Source organism: Streptomyces sp. NPDC086554, assembly GCF_040686095.1.
Taxonomy (GTDB): domain Bacteria; phylum Actinomycetota; class Actinomycetes; order Streptomycetales; family Streptomycetaceae; genus Streptomyces.
Map to the genome: position 1 here is coordinate 113,283 of NZ_JBFBJK010000011.1, position 16,337 is coordinate 129,619.

The following is a 16,337-nucleotide window of genomic DNA, read 5'->3' on the forward strand; positions in this document are numbered from 1 at the left end:
GCGTATCGGTTCAGCGTACGTCGGTGGCGCCGACCCGCTCGCCCGGGGCGATCCGCACGCCGCGCGCCCAGTCGGCGCCGCGCATCGGCTTCTTGCCCTGCGGCTGGACCCAGAGCAACTCCACGGCGTGCGAGCCGGAGCCGACGTACACATTGTTCTTGGCGGCAGACAGCTCACCGGGCGCCAGGTCGGTGCGGTCCGGGACGAGCGCGGCCTGGATGATCTTCAGCCGCTCCCCGCGGAAGACGGTCCAGGCGCCGGGCGCGGGCGTGCAGCCGCGCACCACGCGGTCGACGCGCAGGGCCGGTGCCGCCCAGTCCACCTGGGCGTCCTCGACGGTGATCTTCGGCGCGAGGGTGATGCCGTCGGCGGGCTGCGGCACGGCCTTCAGGGAGCCGTCCTCGATGCCGTCCATGGTGGCGGCGAGCAGCCCTGCTCCCGCGAAGGCGAGGCGGGTGAGCAGGTCACCGCTGGTGTCGGTGGGCCGGACGACCTCGGTGACGGTCCCGTACACCGGCCCGGAGTCGAGCCCCCGCTCGATCAGGAAGGTGGAGGCGCCCGTGATTTCGTCCCCCGCCATCAGCGCCTGCTGCACGGGGGCGGCGCCGCGCCATGCGGGCAGCAGCGAGAAGTGCAGATTGACCCAGCCGTGGGCCGGCACGTCCAGGGCGACCTGGGGCAGCAGCGCGCCGTACGCCACGACCGGGCAGCAGTCGGGCGCGATCTCCCGCAGCCGCGCGAGGAACTCCTCGTCGCGCGGCTTCGCGGGCTTCAGGACCTCGATGCCTGCCTCCTCCGCACGCTGCGCGACCGGGCTCGCCACGAGCCTGCGGCCGCGGCCCGCGGGGGCGTCGGGGCGCGTGACGACGGCGGCCACCTCGTGCCGGTCGGAGGCGATCAGGGCGTCCAGGGCGGGGACGGCGACTTCGGGGGTGCCTGCGAAGACGAGCTTCATCGGTGGCTGTCGGCCTCTCGGGCGGGAACGTGACGGGAGCGCACCAGTCTATGAGCCACGTTCCCCGGCCGCTCTCCTCGGGGCGCCGCCCCGTGCTCCTCGGGGGCGTACGCGTGGACGCGCGCCCTGTGCATATGCGCATACGCCCCTGCACCGTGACCCCACACGAACTAGCGCGTTGGTCAAGAAAGAGTTGACCACTATGGGCCGCGGACAGCGGCCCGATCCTTTTCAACGCCGGTTCGAGAGGCTTGTTCATGGCCGACCACGCAACCCACGACGCCCAGGCACGGGCCAGCCTGCACCTCCTGGTGCGGGACATCGAGCGGGTCCGCCGGCAGGTGGACGCACTGCGCACCCTCACCGCCCAGCTCGGCAACGTCTACCGCCCGCGCCGCTCCAGCCCGTCCGCGGGCTTCGTCGTGTACGGGCGGGCCCCCGCCCCGACCGTCCGCCTCGCGCAGGAACTGCGGGACAGCGTCGAGACGCTGGTCACCGCGGCAGTGGACTTCGACCGCTCGCTGGGCTTCTCGTGGGACGCGGTGGGCTCGGCCCTCGGGGTCACCAAGCAGGCGGTGCACCGCCGTTACGGAGCTCGCAGGGCGACGACGCAGGCTGCCGCCGAGGCGGAGCGCGCCACTGAGGCGGCGCCGTCAACCGCGGCCGCCGCGACCGCCCGGCCACCGGTGCCGGTCGGCGCGCCGCTTCCCTCGGTGCCTTCGGTCCCCGCGGCCCGCGTGATGCCGACCCAGCCGACGGCAGGCAGCCCCGCCCTCCGAGAAGACCCCCGCCCCCCAGCCTTCCCCAGCCCCCGCAACGGCTAGCCCTTACCTACTTACCCGCTGCCTCCCCCTCCCCAGGGCGGGAGGCAGCCGTACGTTCCCCTGTTGCTGCGGGCAGGCGCCCCGCCTCAGTTGCGGGCAACTTTCCGCACGCCACCCCCACCCGCCGACCGCCCGCGTTGCGGGCAGGCGCTCCGCACGCCACACCCCCACCGGTCGCCCCGTTGCGGTGAGGCGCTCCGCACAGCACCCCCACCCAACAACCGCCCCCCGTTACGGGCGGGCGCTCCGCACGTCACCCCACCCATCGGCCGCCCCGTTACGGGCAGGCGCTCCGCACAGCATCCACCCATCGGCCGTCCCCGTTGTGGGCAGGCGTTCCGCACGGCGAGTGCGGTCTCCCCTGCTCGAGCGAAGCCGAGAGCTTGGAGTGGGGTGGGCACAACGCACCGCTGCCGGGCACCCATACAGAGAGGCCGCAAGCGCAGAACCCCGCGTCACCCCGCCGGAGGCGCAGGCGCAGGCGCAGTCAGGCGAGACGCCCCCGGCGAGGACCACGCGCCTAGCCGATATCCAACGGGTCCACCCGAATCCGCACAGGCTCCGCCGCCCCGCGGGCCATCCGCCCCGCCTGCGCCACCTTCAGCGAAGCGGCAAGCGCGGCCCCGCTCCCCGGCGGCACCCGAATCAGCACCCGCTCCCAGGACTCCCCGGCAGGCGCACCCCCGGCACGACGCCCACCCCCGGGCACTGTCTCCCGTACCGGAACAGGCCCCAACACCACCGCGTCCGGCGGAAGTTCAACCCCCGCGAGAAAGGCAGAAAGCACCTCCGGAGCCCCGGACACCGCAGCCATCCGCGACACCGGCGGAAACCCCAGCTCCGCCCGCTCCGCGAGCTCCCGCACCGCATGCCCCACGGGATCCCACCGCACCAGAGCCTGCACAGGCCGCAGCGTCGGCTCGGCGACGACCACCACCGTGCCGCCCGCGCCCTGCGGACGCACGAGGGCCGATGCCCCGATCCACCGGCGCAGCGCTTCCTCCCCCGCCCGGAGATCGGGCCGCCCGAGCATGGCCCACCCGTCGAGCAGCAGAGCGGCGGCGTAACCGCCCTCGGCAACGGGCTCGGCTCCCGGAGTGCTCACCACGAGCGCCGGCGCCCCCGGCACCGTATCGAGCACCTGCTCACGCCCCGACGTCCGCACCGGCACGGCCGGGAACGCCCGGCCCAACTCCTCGGCGGTCCGCCGCGCCCCCACGACCTGCGCCCGCAGCCGGAACCCGCCGCACGAGGAACAGTGCCACTGCCCCTCCTCACGCCCGCACCACCCGCACGCGAGGACTCCGGTCGCCTCCCGCGCCTCCAACGGCCCGGCACACTGCCGGCAGCGGGCGGGCTCCCGACACCGCTGGCAGGCGAGGCGCGGGACATAACCACGCCGCGGCACCTGCACGAGCACGGGGCCGTCGCGCAGCGCGGTGCGTGCGATCTCCCAGGCGAGACTGGGCAGCCGAGCGGCCCTCGCCGCCTCGTCCCAGGCCAGGTCATGATCACCGACGGTCCGTACGAGCGGAGCGACCCGCCGCACTTCCTCCCTTGGCGCGGCCAGGGCAGCGGCCCACCCGCTGCGTACCAGCTGCGCGGCTTCGACGGTGCACGTCCAATTCCCTGACAGGAAGGCGCACTTGTCCCGGGAGGTCCGCAACTCGAGCACCTCCCTGACATGCGGGAAAGGAGCGTTGTCGTCACTATGATGGGCGTCCCCGTCGTCCCAGATGACGACAAGACCAAGATTCCGTACGGGAGCGAACATCGCGGCCCGCGTCCCCACCACCGCTCGCACGGCACCGCGCCGCACCGCGAGCCACTCCTGGTAGCGGCTCTGCTGGCCCGCGTCGGCGGTCAGCAGCGCGTGCTGCCCCGGGCCCAACAGGTCCCGCAGCGCCTGATCGACTCTCGCCGCCAGCCGCACCGTCGGCACCACGACCAGGGCTCCCCGCCCCGACGCCAGCGTCGCCTGCACGGCCCGCCCGATCTCCGCGGCCCACTCGGGTCCCGGCAACGCCGTCCACACGGCACGTGGCGCACCGCCCGAAGCCAACGCGGCGAGGAAGTCAGGACCCCGCTCGTACCGCCTCCACGAACCGGGATCGAGGGCCGCGGGCGGCGCCGGTGGCTCCGGAAACTCCCGCGCCTCGGCCTTCGCGTGCCGCGGCGGTATCGCCAGCTGCAGCACGTCCGCAAGGCTCCCCGCGTACCGATCGGCAACAGCCCGGGCAAGCCCCAGCAACTCCGCGTCAAGCACGGGCTCCGGCGAAACGACCTGCGCCAGAGCGGCCAAAGGCCCGGAGTAGTCGGACTCGGCAACCCGCTCCACGAGAAACCCGTCGATCAGCCCCCCGCCCTCACGCCGCCCGCCCCGCACATTCCGCGCCCCGGCCCCGAACCGCACCCGAACCCGCACCCCGGGCTGCGCCTGCTCGTCCAATTCCTCGGGCACCGCATAGTCGAAGTACCGGTCGAGATGCAGCACCCCTTTGTCGACCAGAACCCGCGCCACGGGCAACTCCTTGGCCACCGCGGCCCCCCGCCACGTACGCGGCTTGGCCCGCGGCACCTTGGCCTTGCGCACGCTGTCCCGAATCAACGCAAGCTGCTCCGGCTCAGGCACCCCACCTTCGGCACCCTCACCCACACCCGACCCGTTCTCCCTGCTCACAGCTGCATTCCTACCAGACCGCACTGACACCGGACGGGTCGCGAGCAGCGAGACGAACAGCGCGGACCAGCCATCGCAGTGGCCGATTCAGCCCTCTCGACAGAGATCCACTCCGTCGGGTTGCCTTCCGTCTCGGAAAGGGAAGCGCAGGTCAAAGAGGAAACGGGAAACACCGCCCGCGGCCTTGCCCGGTCGCCGTACCGGCACGACGCTGGCATCCGCCGACGCGTGCCCGCGGCACCGCGAAGGCACGGGGCAGAAGGGGGTTCATGTGCAGGAACAGTCAGCGGGGTTCGGATCCGAGCTGCGCCGCGCCCGCATCGCGGCCGGTCTCACACTCACGGAGCTCGCTGCGGCGGTTCATTACAGCAAGGGCCACATCAGCAAGGTCGAAACCGGCGGCAAGCGGCCCACCTCGGAGCTGGCCAGGCTCTGCGACGCGACGCTGAACGCCCATGGCGCCCTGGCCTCGCTCGCCCCGGCCCACCCGTCGGCGCCGCGCAATCCACCGGACGACGAGAGCGAGGACGGCACCATGCCGCCGAGCAGACGACGCGTGATGACCGCCGGTGCGGCATCCCTGCTGGGCCTGCCCCAAGCCACGGGTCCCTCCGACCCGTCCGAAGCGCTCGGCTCGAACCTCCTGGAGATCTCCCACGCCCTGTTCGACCAGTACCGTCGCCTGGGCCAGATGTCCCCGGCGGACACCGTCCTGCCCGTCCTCGCCGAGCAGACGCAGTCACTGTGCTCACTCGCCACCCGTACCGGCCCGCGCACGGCTCGAAAGCTGCGGGGCCTCGCCGCCCGGTACGCGGAGTACGCCGGATGGATGGCGGAGGAGGCCGGTGACGACGGGGCGGCCCTGCGCTGGACAGACCGCGCCGTCGATCTGGCGGAGGCCACCGGGGAACACGACCTCGCTTCCTACGCACTCGTTCGCCGCGCCTTGATCACGTACTACCAAGGGAGCGCGACCGACACGATCGCCCTGGCCGCTCGCGCGCGCTCGTCACGCCTCCCTGCCCGGATCCGCGGGTTGGCCGCCCAGCGCGAAGCACAGGGCCACGCCCTCGCGGGTGACTACGACGCCTGCATGCGCGGCCTGGACACGGCCCGCGAGCTCCTGGCCGCCGGCAAGCGCGACACCGACGCCCCGGTCCTGGGAACCACACATCTCGGGGACCCCGCCGCCATGATCACTGGCTGGTGCCTCGTGGACCTCGGCAGACCCCGGGAGGCGGCCGAGCACCTGGACCGTGAATGCGCCCGCATTCCCGGGCACGCCCTGCGCACCCAGGCGAGGTACGGCGTACGGCGCGCCCTCGCGCACGCACTCGCCGGAGAGATCGACCACGCCTGCGAGTTGACCGGCCGCCTGCTGCGGACGACGGACTGCGTGGGCTCGGCAACCATCGCCACCGATCTGCGCCGCCTTGCACGCACCCTGGCCCGCCATCCACGCCGCCCCGCCTACCTGGCCATCTCCCCGCACCTCACCGCCTCGCTCACACCGCTCGCCCGCTGAGCGCCCGACACCACGCCTCACCCACCAGGACGGAAAGGTCGTTCCGCCATGCCCGATGTCTTCGTCAACTACCGCACAGGGGACACCGAACACGCCGCGGCCACCATCGCGGGAGCCCTCTCCACCCGATTCGGCAAGGATCGGATCTTCCGCGCGAGCAGTTCGATTCCGCCGGGCGCGGCCTTCGACGCAGAGCTCATCCACGGCGTGCGCCGCAGCGGCGTACTCCTCGCACTCATCGGTCCCCGGTGGGCCGGCCATCCCGCTCTACAGCGTGCGGAGGACTGGGTACGCCTGGAGATCCAGGAGGCCTTCCTGTGCGACATCCGCGTCGTGCCGGTGCTGATAGGCCGAAAGACCGAGCGCCCCGCCAAGACCGATCTCCCTCCGTCACTGGCCCGCCTCGCCGACTGCCAGACGCTGAGGTACGACACCCAGAACAACGAGAACGACCTCAAGCACATCGGTGACGCTCTCACCACACTCGTGCCCGAACTCGCCAAGGCCGACAGGGAGGCGAAGGCTGAGCCGAGGCCGAGCACAGCGCAGAACACTATGGGCGGTGTGGAGAGCGGGACAGCCGTCCAAACAGGGACAGTGGGCGGCAACGTCACCAGCGTCAACGGCCCGACACACGGCCCTGTCCACATCGGCCCCAGCAACCGCTCCGTGCATCAGTCCGGCGACGGCGCCAACTACAGCGAGGGGAGCATCGAGAACATCCGCCAGAGCTTCGGGCGTTCGTCCAAGGACAAGGACGACGACCAATGAGCGATGCCCTCGACATGCCCCATGGATTCCCGGCCGGGCCACTCAGTGCGGCCGGTGACATGTATCTGAACTTCTTCGCGACGCCACAGCTCCCGGGCCGACCGGCCCTCCTGAAGACCACCGCCACCACTCCCCGGCGCGTCGCGCACGACCAACTGGAGCGCCTCCAACGTCAGTTCGCACGCCCCGAGGGCATGAACGCCGCCTACGACGCCTTGGAATCGCACCGGACACTCTTCCTGCACGGCGAGGCGGGGAGCGGCCGGTGCTCCACGGCGAAGGTGCTGCTCTGTGAACTTCCGCACGGCAAGGGGACGTACCACGAGCTCGTTCCGGAGATCGGCCAGGGAGAACCGACATGCCTTCCCCCCGAACTCATCGGCGAAGAAGACCGGATGTTGCTCGACCTGTCAGCCGTGGACGAGACCGTGTGGAACACAGTGCACAGGGATCTCTCCGACTTCCGTCACGAGCTCCTGCGCAAGCGTGCCTTTCTCGCCGTAGTGCTCCCGTACGGCTTCGAGGCCCGTCTGTCGACGGAGTTCGTGCGTACGTCGATAGGCCGTCCCAACGGGGTGGAAGCCGTGGCCCGCCACTTGCGGAGCCACCTCATGAACGATTCCGTCTGGCGGCCCCTTCCCGACGTACTGCACTCCTTTCTCGACACGCGCCCACCGATGCGAGACGTGGCACGGCTCGCCGAACGCATCGTCGAGGCGCGGGCGTCCGCCGACGGACAAGGCAGTTTCACTTCGTGGTGGGGCGCCGCCATCGAGGCCCAGACAGATCGCAGCCACGAAGTGGCGCTCCTCGTACCGGAGTTGAGTGAGGGCAGGCAGCGAGCCCTCCTCCTCGCCACGGCCATGCTGCACGGCGCACGGGCCGAGGCCATCCACCGAGGGACGACCTCGCTCCTGGCCGAAGTGGGCTCCGCCGGGGACGACCGACCGGTCCTGGAGCGCATGGGACTCTCGCAGAACCTGGAGACCATTGCCGCACGCCTGGACGCCGATGGCTGTGTTCGCTTCAAGCAGGAGAAGTTCGCGTCCGCCGCCCGTCGTCATTTCTGGACCAACATGCCCGACGTCCGGGAGCCCCTGAAGACTTGGGTGAGCGAGGCACTGAAGCTGCACGAACTCACCGACGCCGATCGCGAAGAACTCGTACGCAGGTTCACCGGCCTCTGCATGTCCACGGGCGACACCGAGGCCCTGGCCAAGCTCGTCGTCCAATGGACTCGGCCCGGTGCCCCCCGGGCCACGGAGGTGAAGGCGGCCGCGTACCTCCTCAAACAGGCCATCGACAGCGAGGAGTTCGGCGGCAAGTTCAGGGCGGCGATCTACGGCTGGAGCACTACCCGCCCGACGGACCACCTGCGCGAGGTCCTCGTCGAGGTCTGCGAGAAGGTGATGTCATCGCGCCACCCCGAGGCGGCGCTTGTGCGGCTCCACCATCTCGCGCGCCGCGAAACACACACCGCCATCGCCCGCGAGGGCCTCCTGCGCCATGTGCACCAGGACGCCAGCCTCCAGCGCCTGCTCCTCGCACGGTTCGCCACCGCCCAGTCGTCGCAGTATCACCGACCGGACGCCGATCTGTTCCTCGACTTCGAGGAACTCCCGGACAGGTTCCTGTTGTCGAGGTCGACCCGGGAGTGGCTCACCACCTGCTGGCGCATGGTGTTCGACCTGATCAGCCCGCAGCGCTGGGCACCATGCGCCCAGAACTGGCTGGTCACGGCCGACAGGGTGGCCGACCGGTCGCTCGCCGACTCGGCGCTGGACATCCTGGTAGAAGCCACCGGGGCCCGCTACCCGGTCCTCAGTCGCATCTACGCCGACGGTCGGCGGGCGATATCTCCCGCACTGGCCTCCCGCCTACTGCGCACGATCAACACGGCGCAGCGCACACACTTCGCTCAGCGGCCCCACCAGCTGGAGGTACCACCGTCATGAGTTCCGGCCAGAAGACCGTATCGGTCTTCCTCAGCCTGATCAGCGCCCTACTCGTGCTCATCCTCGGTCTCACTCTGGACTGGCCCGTGTGGATGTGGTCCGGGGCCATCAGTCTGCTGCTCGTCGCGGGGACCGTCGGAGCGGTCACCGCGACCCGCGTGCAGCAGCGGGCTCCCTTCCCACCCGGGACGCTCCCCGAACAACCCTCCCCACCCGTCGAGCGGCGTGAACTGCAGGTCACCCGAGTCCCCATCCCCAGCCAACTCGCCGACTACGACTTCCTCTTCTCCGCACGCGTGCGTTGGTGTCCGGTGGACCCCACGTCGAGCGATCAGTTGATCAATCCGGGCGCACTTGCGGTGGAGGCGGTACTGGCCCGGGCCCGTCAGGTGACGTCCGGTCTGAAGCCGTTCAGAAGCGCCCTCGTCCAGCACGAACTGAACGGCGCGCTCGGGGTGATGGAGCGGGACCGCGAAGGTCATGTGCAAGCCATGGCTCTCGACGTGCATCTCACGCTCGCGGACGAGGACCAGGAGCGCCTCGACCGGCTCGCAGCCATCCGGAAGGACGAGGCGGTGTGGGAACACCAGCGCAAGTACGAGCAGAACAAACGGGAGTATCTCGGCGACGACGTCCTGCAGAGCACGGGCAGCGCGGTCGTGTGGTGGCTGGCCAAGAACGACGACCATGTGGAGAAGACCGTCAAGGACATCGGCCTGCTGGCACGGCTCTCATCGGCCGCGAACAACGCCGAGGTCGACGAACCCTTCCGGCACCTGGTCCCGGACAGCGCCCACTCCCCTGGTATGCCTGGGCCGGCGTTCCCCGGAGCGGAGCAGGCCGATCCGCTGCCTGATCGGGCCCCGCTCCGTTCCGGACCCGACGCCCCTGAGGCAGCGGATCTGTTTACTGATGCGTTCCGTCTTGTGGGGTTCCGGCCGGGAGACGATGAGAGTGCTCTGATCGCCGATCAGCTCGCCCTGGCCATCTCCGCCAGGGATTCGGCAACCGCTGAGGAATTGCGCCGCCGTTTCGGTGGACAGCCCACGGCGCCGCATGCGGACGGCACGGATCCATCCGCACAGGACGACGGCCCGGCCGACCAGGACACCTGACGTGCTGAGGCCCGACTCTCCCTTGAGGAAAGCCGGGCCTCAATAAGCCAGGAACGCCAGGACTACAGCCCCGCAGCCTTCCGCAACGCCTCCACCCGGTCCGTCCGCTCCCACGTGAAGTCGGGAATCGCGCGGCCGAAGTGGCCGTACGCCGCGGTCTGGGAGTAGATCGGGCGGAGCAGGTCCAGGTCGCGGATGATCGCGGCCGGACGGAGGTCGAAGACCTCGGAGATGGCGGCCTCGATCTTGTCGGTGTCGACCGTGGCCGTGCCGAAGGTCTCCACGAACAGGCCCACCGGCTCGGCCTTGCCGATCGCGTACGCGACCTGGACCTCGCAGCGGGCCGCGAGGCCGGCCGCGACGACGTTCTTGGCGACCCAGCGCATCGCGTACGCCGCCGAACGGTCGACCTTCGACGGGTCCTTGCCCGAGAAGGCGCCGCCGCCGTGGCGGGCCATGCCGCCATACGTGTCGATGATGATCTTGCGGCCGGTCAGGCCGGCGTCGCCCATCGGGCCGCCGATCTCGAAGCGGCCGGTGGGGTTGACCAGGAGGCGGTAGCCCTCGGTCTCCAGCTTGATGCCGTCCTCGAGGAGGGCCTTCAGCTCCGGCTCGACCACGAACTCCCGGATGTCGGGCGCCAGGAGCGAGTCCAGGTCGATGTCCGACGCGTGCTGGGACGAGACGACGACCGTGTCGAGGCGGACGGCCTTGTCGCCGTCGTACTCGATGGTGACCTGGGTCTTGCCGTCGGGACGCAGGTACGGGATGGTCCCGTTCTTGCGGACCTCGGACAGGCGGCGCGACAGACGGTGCGCGAGGTGGATCGGGAGCGGCATCAGCTCCGGCGTCTCGTCGCACGCGTAGCCGAACATCAGGCCCTGGTCGCCCGCGCCCTGCTTGTCGAGCTCGTCCTCATCGCCCTCCACGCGCTTCTCGTACGCCGTGTCGACGCCCTGAGCGATGTCGGGGGACTGCGAACCGATGGACACCGAGACGCCACAGGAGGCGCCGTCGAAGCCCTTCTTCGAGGAGTCGTAACCGATCTCGAGGATCTTCTCGCGCACGAGCTGCGCGATCGGCGCGTACGCCTTCGTCGTGACCTCGCCGGCGACGTGGACGAGGCCGGTGGTGATCAGCGTCTCCACGGCGACCCGGGACTTCGGGTCCTCCCGCAGAAGCGCGTCGAGAATGGTGTCGCTGATCTGGTCAGCGATCTTGTCGGGGTGACCCTCGGTCACAGACTCCGAGGTGAAGAGACGGCGGGACACATCGCTCCCTGTGGTTGCAGCGGCTGCTGGCTGATCATTGGTGGACGGGCCGAGAGCTGCGCTCGACATCGTCCGAGACCAGTTTATCGGTCGTACTGAACCGCCGGACCACGTGTCTCGCCACTTGGGAGCGCTGTGACCTGCGGCACTGCATTGTGCGATACGACGATCGGTCTCCACCAGAGGGCCTCGCGCCCGAATTTCCCGGGTTTGGGGCGTCCAGTGGGGCGAATGTGACATTCGACCTCGGGGTTTGCGCCCCTTACGTCGTGAGGACGATCCTCTACTGCTTTCTCGAGGTTACGCCCCGACTTCACCAGACGTTCAGCGACTACTTCTTCGCCAGACGTTCCGCCACCAGATCCCAGACGGTGTCCGCCAGCGCTTCCTTCGGTCCGTACGGCACCGGCGTCTCGCTGCCGTCCGCGCCGAGCACGACCGCCTCGTTCTCCTCGGAGCCGAACGTCTTGCGTTCGCCGACCTCGTTGACGACCAGCAGATCGCAGCCCTTGCGTGCCAGCTTGGCGCGGCCGTTGGCGAGGACGTCGTCGGTCTCGGCGGCGAAGCCGACGACCACCTGGCCGGGGCGCGGCCGGTCGCCCGCGATCTCGGCGAGGATGTCGGGATTGCGGACCAGGGCGACCGGGGCCGGCTCCTGGCCGTCCCTCTTCTTGATCTTCCCGGTCGCATACGTCTCGGGCCGGAAGTCCGCCACGGCGGCGGCCATCACCACGGCGTCAGCGTCCGCCGCGGCCTTGAGGACCGCCTCGCGGAGCTGGACGGCCGTGCCGACGGGTACGACGTCCACGCCCGCCGGGTCCGGCAGCGCGGCGTTCGCCGAGAGCAGCGTGACCCTGGCCCCGCGCGCGGCCGCGCTGCGGGCGAGTGCGTAGCCCTGCTTGCCGGAGGAGCGGTTGCCGAGGAAGCGGACCGGGTCGAGCGGCTCGCGCGTCCCGCCCGCGCTGACCACCACGTGCCGGCCCGTGAGGTCGCGGGCCAGGTCGCCGCGGGCGAGGACACGGCGTACGACCTCGAAGAGCTCGGCGGGCTCGGGGAAGCGGCCCTTGCCCGTGTCCACGCCGGTGAGGCGGCCGACGGCGGGCTCGATGACCAGGGCACCGCGGCGGCGGAGCGTGGCGACGTTCTCCTGCGTGGCGGGGTGCTCCCACATCTCCGTGTGCATCGCGGGTGCGAAGATCACCGGACAGCGGGCGGTGAGGAGTGTGTTCGTCAGGAGGTCGTCGGCGAGGCCGTGGGCCGCCTTCGCCATCATGTCGGCGGTCGCCGGGGCGACGATCACGACGTCGGCGGACTGACCGATCCGTACGTGCGGCACCTCGTCGACGGAGTCCCACACCTCGGTCGAGACCGGGTTGCCGGACAGCGCCGACCAGGTCGCGGCCCCCACGAAGTGCAGCGCCGCTTCGGTCGGCACGACGCGTACGTCGTGGCCCGACTCGGTCAGCCGCCGCAGCAGCTCACAGGCCTTGTACGCGGCGATCCCGCCACTGACCCCCAGAACGACCTTGGGCTTGCCCACGGTGCCTCCCCGCACTCGGATCCCCGCACTCGGGAACGTACGACTCCATGACACACCACAGGCCCGACAGCCGCGCTGCCGGGCCTGTGGCCGAAGAAAACTGATGCTTACTGAGCCGGGCCCTCGATGGCCTCGGACGTCAGCAGACCCGCGTTGATCTCGCGGAGCGCGATCGAGAGCGGCTTCTCGTGGACGTGGGTGTCCACCAGGGGGCCGACGTACTCCAGCAGGCCCTCACCGAGCTGCGAGTAGTACGCGTTGATCTGGCGCGCGCGCTTGGCGGCGTAGATCACGAGGCTGTACTTCGAGTCGGTAGCTTCGAGCAGCTCATCAATCGGCGGGTTGATGATGCCCTCGGGCGCGGTGATGGAAGAGGACACGCTCTGCCTTCCGATGGGGAAATGAAGATCAAACTGTGGTCGAACTGTGGTGAAGATCAAACAACTTTCATCAAGGCTAGCAGCTCACGGGCCACGTCCTCGACGGAGGTATTGACCAGGGTCGTATCGAACTCTTCCTCGGCGGCGAGTTCGGTCTTCGCGGCCTCGAGCCTGCGCTCGATGACCTCGGGCGCCTCGGTCCCCCGGCCGGTGAGCCGGCGGACCAGCTCGTCCCAGCTCGGCGGGGCGAGGAAGACAAGCTGCGCCTCGGGCATCGACTCGCGCACCAGGCGCGCGCCCTGCAGATCGATTTCCAGGAGAACGGGCTCGCCCGCCTCCAGACGCTCGATCACCGCGGCCCGCGGTGTGCCATAGCGGTTTCCCGCGAACTCGGCCCATTCGAGCAGCTCGCCATTGGCGATCAGCTTGTCCATTTCCTCGTCGGAGACAAAGAAATACTGGACACCGTGCTTCTCGCCGGGGCGCGGCTTGCGGGTCGTGGCCGAGACCGAGAGCCAGACCTCGGGGTGTTCCTTGCGCAGATGAGCGACGACCGTGCTCTTGCCGACCCCGGAGGGGCCGGAGAGCACGGTCAGCCGCGGACGTACGTCCGGGGGCACGGGGGTCGTCCCCCGGGATGTTGCAGCCATGCAGCGATTATCCAGGTTCTCAGGGGTGCCTGAGAACATCAGCCAGCGGCACTGCCGCCGAACTCACGCTCCAGTGATGCGATCTGATTCGAGCCGAGACCTCGCACGCGGCGACTCTCGGAGATGCCAAGTCGCTCCATGATCTGCTTGGCGCGGACCTTGCCCACGCCCGGCAGGGACTCCAGGAGGGCGGAGACCTTCATCTTTCCGATGACGTCGTTCTCCTGACCCTGCTTGATGACCTCGTGAAGAGAGGCGCCGGAGTGCTTGAGTCGATTCTTGACCTCGGCCCGCTCCCGGCGAGCCGCGGCGGCCTTTTCGAGCGCGGCTGCGCGCTGTTCAGGGGTAAGGGGCGGAAGAGCCACGCCTACGTCACCTCGGATGTCGAACTGTCGGATACGGACCGGTGAGGAACCTAGTCGCCCCACACCTGGTGAGCAACGTGCAACGCGCCTGCTCGACGCTTGCCCGTTCGCTCTCGTCGGAGACTAGCGGCCATGGCCGCCAGAGTCAGCGAGAACAGACGAAAAGTCCTGGTCAGCCTCTGTCGAGCCGTACATATCGGGCATTTCACCCCGGATTTGGCCTGGTGAGCCATCAACGAAACGTATACGCCCGTCCCGAGGCGTCCTCCCAGGGCGTAAAAACACCTCCGCCCCGGCTCCAGAAGGCCGGAACCGGGGCGGAGAGAGCGCGATCAGGCAGCGGCGACGGCCGCCCGGATCTCGTCCGCGAACCGGGCCGCCGCGTCACGCAGCCCCGCCACGTCGGGACCGTGCCGCAGGACGCCGCGGCTGACGCTCGGCACGACATTGCGTACGGACGCCCCGAAGACACCCGGCAGATCCGCTGGCGTGGCCCCCTGAGCCCCGATCCCGGGGGCGAGCAGCGGGCCGTTGATCGCGAGGTCGTAGGAGGACAGGTCCCCCAGGGTCGCCCCGACGACGGCGCCGAAGGATCCCAGGGGCTGCGCACCGGCGTTGTCGGCGGCCAGGTGCCCCAGCATCGTCGCGCCGACCGTGCGGCCGTCCTCGCGCACCGCGTGCTGCACCTCGGCGCCCTCGGGGTTCGAGGTCAGGGCGAGCACGAAGAGGCCCGTGCCGTTCTCACGTGCGAGGTCGACGGCCGGCTTCAGCGAGCCGTAGCCCAAGTAGGGCGAGACCGTGAGCGCGTCGCTGAACAGCGGCGAGTCCTTGTGCAGGAAGGTCTCGGCGTACGCGGCCATGGTCGAGCCGATGTCGCCGCGCTTGGCGTCCATGACCACCAGGGCACCGGCCGCGCGCAGCTCCTGGACCGCCTTCTCCAGTACGGCGATACCGCGCGACCCGAAGCGCTCGAAGAACGCGCTCTGCGGCTTGAAGACGGCGACGGTCCCGGCGAGCGCCTCGACGACCGTCCCCGTGAACCGCTCCAGGCCCGCGATGTCGTCGTTCAGACCCCAGGCGGACAGCAGGGACGCGTGCGGGTCGATGCCGACGCAGAGGGGCCCGCGCTCGTCCATGGCGTGACGAAGGCGTGTACCGAAGGGTTCAAGGACGCTCATGCCGGTCATTCGGGCTTCCTCACGTCGGCGCCGACGGCGTCGGCCAGGGTGGCGTACGGGCTCGTCCGAAGGCGCGCGGCGAGCCCCTTGTGGATCGCGCGTCCCCAGAAGGGCCCTTCGTAGATGAAGGCGCTGTAGCCCTGGACCAGGGTGGCGCCGGCGAGGATCCGCTGCCAGGCGTCCTCGGCGTTCTCGATGCCGCCGACGCCCACGAGCGTGATGCGGTCGCCCACGCGCGCGTAGAGGCGGCGCAGGACTTCGAGGGAGCGCTCCTTGAGCGGAGCCCCCGAGAGCCCGCCGGTCTCTCCGTAGAGCGAAGGTTCGGATTGCAAACCGAGTCCTTCGCGGGCGATGGTCGTGTTCGTGGCAATGATGCCGTCCAGGCCGAGCTCGACGGCCAGGTCCGCCACCGCGTCGATGTCCTCGTCCGCCAGGTCGGGGGCGATCTTCACCAGGAGCGGCACGCGCCGCCCGGTGACGCTCCGGTCGGCCGCCTCGCGTACGGCGGTCAGGAGCGGGCGCAGCGACTCCGTGGCCTGGAGGTTGCGCAGGCCGGGAGTGTTCGGGGACGACACGTTGACCACGAGGTAGTCGGCGTGGGTGGCGAGCCGCTCGGTCGACTTCACGTAGTCGCCGGCCGCCTCCTCCTCGGGCACGACCTTGGTCTTGCCGATGTTCACGCCCACGACCGTCCTGAAGACGGCCTTGCGGGCGCCCAGACGCTCGGCCACGGCCGCCGAGCCTTCGTTGTTGAAGCCCATGCGGTTGATCAGCGCCCGGTCCTGGACGAGGCGGAAGAGCCGCTTCTTGGGGTTGCCGGGCTGCGGCTCGCCCGTGACCGTGCCGATCTCGATGTGGTCGAAGCCGAGCATCGACATGCCGTCGATCGCGACGGCGTTCTTGTCGAAGCCCGCCGCGAGCCCGAAGGGACCGTGCATCCGCAGCCCGAAGGCCTCGGTGCGCAGCTCCTTGTGGCGCGGCGCGAGGACGGCCGCGACGAAGGTGCGCAGCACGGGGATGCGGGCCGCGAGCCGGATCCAGCGGAAGGCCATGTAGTGGGCCTGCTCCGGGTCCATGCGCTTGAAGACGAGGTTGAAGAAAAGCTTGTACATGTACGTGTCCTCACCA

Annotated in this window: 14 protein-coding genes; 5 read left to right on the forward strand and 9 right to left on the reverse strand. The window is 70.1% G+C overall.

Annotated features, from left to right (window positions below):
• Positions 1 to 10 precede the first annotated feature (10 nt).
• Positions 11 to 955: a methionyl-tRNA formyltransferase gene (gene fmt, locus AB0O76_RS19830; protein ID WP_365492632.1), complete on the reverse strand. Its 945-nt coding sequence runs from the start codon at positions 953 to 955 to the stop codon at positions 11 to 13.
• A gap of 257 nt (positions 956 to 1,212) precedes the next feature.
• Between fmt and AB0O76_RS19835 the strand changes: the two genes are divergently transcribed.
• Positions 1,213 to 1,779, forward strand: coding sequence for a hypothetical protein (locus AB0O76_RS19835; RefSeq protein ID WP_365492635.1), 567 nt, complete (start codon positions 1,213 to 1,215; stop codon positions 1,777 to 1,779).
• A gap of 520 nt (positions 1,780 to 2,299) precedes the next feature.
• Here the strand turns inward: AB0O76_RS19835 and AB0O76_RS19840 are convergent.
• Positions 2,300 to 4,459 (reverse strand): primosomal protein N', encoded by a 2,160-nt coding sequence (locus tag AB0O76_RS19840; protein ID WP_365492638.1) that lies wholly within the window; start codon positions 4,457 to 4,459, stop codon positions 2,300 to 2,302.
• 271 nt (positions 4,460 to 4,730) lie between these two features.
• On the opposite strand from AB0O76_RS19840, the gene AB0O76_RS19845 reads away from it, so the two are divergent.
• Genes AB0O76_RS19845 through AB0O76_RS19860 form a run of 4 tightly spaced genes read left to right on the forward strand, consistent with a single transcriptional unit; the run spans position 4,731 to position 9,825 of the window.
• Positions 4,731 to 5,984 carry a helix-turn-helix transcriptional regulator gene (locus AB0O76_RS19845; RefSeq protein WP_365492641.1) on the forward strand — a complete coding sequence of 418 codons (1,254 nt, stop codon included), beginning with the start codon at positions 4,731 to 4,733 and terminating at the stop codon, positions 5,982 to 5,984.
• Positions 5,985 to 6,032: 48 nt separating this feature from the next.
• On the forward strand, positions 6,033 to 6,755 hold the full coding sequence (locus AB0O76_RS19850; RefSeq protein ID WP_365492644.1) for a TIR domain-containing protein: 723 nt from the start codon (positions 6,033 to 6,035) through the stop codon (positions 6,753 to 6,755).
• Entirely contained in the window at positions 6,752 to 8,710 is a 1,959-nt protein-coding gene (locus AB0O76_RS19855) for a hypothetical protein (protein WP_365492647.1), read from the forward strand. The genes AB0O76_RS19850 and AB0O76_RS19855 overlap by 4 nt, the downstream gene beginning before the upstream one ends.
• The gene (locus AB0O76_RS19860) at positions 8,707 to 9,825 is read left to right on the forward strand and encodes a hypothetical protein (RefSeq protein ID WP_365492650.1); all 1,119 of its coding nucleotides are present in this window, start codon (positions 8,707 to 8,709) and stop codon (positions 9,823 to 9,825) included. Before AB0O76_RS19855 ends, AB0O76_RS19860 begins: the two co-directional genes overlap by 4 nt.
• Positions 9,826 to 9,887: 62 nt before the next feature.
• Here AB0O76_RS19860 and metK read toward each other — a convergent pair whose 3' ends face one another.
• The 7 genes from metK to AB0O76_RS19895 all read right to left on the reverse strand — a co-directional run bounded on the left by metK (position 9,888) and on the right by AB0O76_RS19895 (position 16,321).
• Entirely contained in the window at positions 9,888 to 11,096 is a 1,209-nt protein-coding gene (metK, locus tag AB0O76_RS19865; RefSeq protein ID WP_365492652.1) for a methionine adenosyltransferase, read from the reverse strand.
• A 331-nt stretch (positions 11,097 to 11,427) separates the two neighbouring features.
• Positions 11,428 to 12,636 carry a bifunctional phosphopantothenoylcysteine decarboxylase/phosphopantothenate--cysteine ligase CoaBC gene (coaBC, locus tag AB0O76_RS19870; RefSeq protein ID WP_365492655.1) on the reverse strand — a complete coding sequence of 403 codons (1,209 nt, stop codon included), beginning with the start codon at positions 12,634 to 12,636 and terminating at the stop codon, positions 11,428 to 11,430.
• A 107-nt stretch (positions 12,637 to 12,743) separates the two neighbouring features.
• Complete coding sequence (gene rpoZ, locus AB0O76_RS19875; RefSeq protein ID WP_005319902.1) at positions 12,744 to 13,016, reverse strand: DNA-directed RNA polymerase subunit omega; 273 nt, start codon at positions 13,014 to 13,016, stop codon at positions 12,744 to 12,746.
• 56 nt (positions 13,017 to 13,072) lie between these two features.
• Positions 13,073 to 13,666 carry a guanylate kinase gene (gmk, locus tag AB0O76_RS19880; protein ID WP_365492660.1) on the reverse strand — a complete coding sequence of 198 codons (594 nt, stop codon included), beginning with the start codon at positions 13,664 to 13,666 and terminating at the stop codon, positions 13,073 to 13,075.
• Between the two features lie 38 nt (positions 13,667 to 13,704).
• Complete coding sequence (locus tag AB0O76_RS19885) at positions 13,705 to 14,031, reverse strand: integration host factor (RefSeq protein WP_055698939.1); 327 nt, start codon at positions 14,029 to 14,031, stop codon at positions 13,705 to 13,707.
• Between the two features lie 332 nt (positions 14,032 to 14,363).
• On the reverse strand, positions 14,364 to 15,209 hold the full coding sequence (pyrF, locus tag AB0O76_RS19890; protein ID WP_365493105.1) for an orotidine-5'-phosphate decarboxylase: 846 nt from the start codon (positions 15,207 to 15,209) through the stop codon (positions 14,364 to 14,366).
• A gap of 5 nt (positions 15,210 to 15,214) precedes the next feature.
• Complete coding sequence (locus tag AB0O76_RS19895; RefSeq protein WP_365492664.1) at positions 15,215 to 16,321, reverse strand: quinone-dependent dihydroorotate dehydrogenase; 1,107 nt, start codon at positions 16,319 to 16,321, stop codon at positions 15,215 to 15,217.
• Between the last annotated feature and the right edge of the window lie 16 nt (positions 16,322 to 16,337).

What these genes read in the sequence shown, in the direction of transcription:
- fmt (WP_365492632.1), bottom strand. Translation starts at nt 955, where the DNA reads ATGAAGCTCGTCTTCGCAGGCACCCCCGAAGTCGCCGTCCCCGCCCTG.
- AB0O76_RS19835 (WP_365492635.1), top strand. Translation starts at nt 1,213, where the DNA reads ATGGCCGACCACGCAACCCACGACGCCCAGGCACGGGCCAGCCTGCAC.
- AB0O76_RS19850 (WP_365492644.1), top strand. Translation starts at nt 6,033, where the DNA reads ATGCCCGATGTCTTCGTCAACTACCGCACAGGGGACACCGAACACGCC.
- AB0O76_RS19855 (WP_365492647.1), top strand. Translation starts at nt 6,752, where the DNA reads ATGAGCGATGCCCTCGACATGCCCCATGGATTCCCGGCCGGGCCACTC.
- AB0O76_RS19860 (WP_365492650.1), top strand. Translation starts at nt 8,707, where the DNA reads ATGAGTTCCGGCCAGAAGACCGTATCGGTCTTCCTCAGCCTGATCAGC.
- gmk (WP_365492660.1), bottom strand. Translation starts at nt 13,666, where the DNA reads ATGGCTGCAACATCCCGGGGGACGACCCCCGTGCCCCCGGACGTACGT.
- pyrF (WP_365493105.1), bottom strand. Translation starts at nt 15,209, where the DNA reads ATGAGCGTCCTTGAACCCTTCGGTACACGCCTTCGTCACGCCATGGAC.
- AB0O76_RS19895 (WP_365492664.1), bottom strand. Translation starts at nt 16,321, where the DNA reads ATGTACAAGCTTTTCTTCAACCTCGTCTTCAAGCGCATGGACCCGGAG.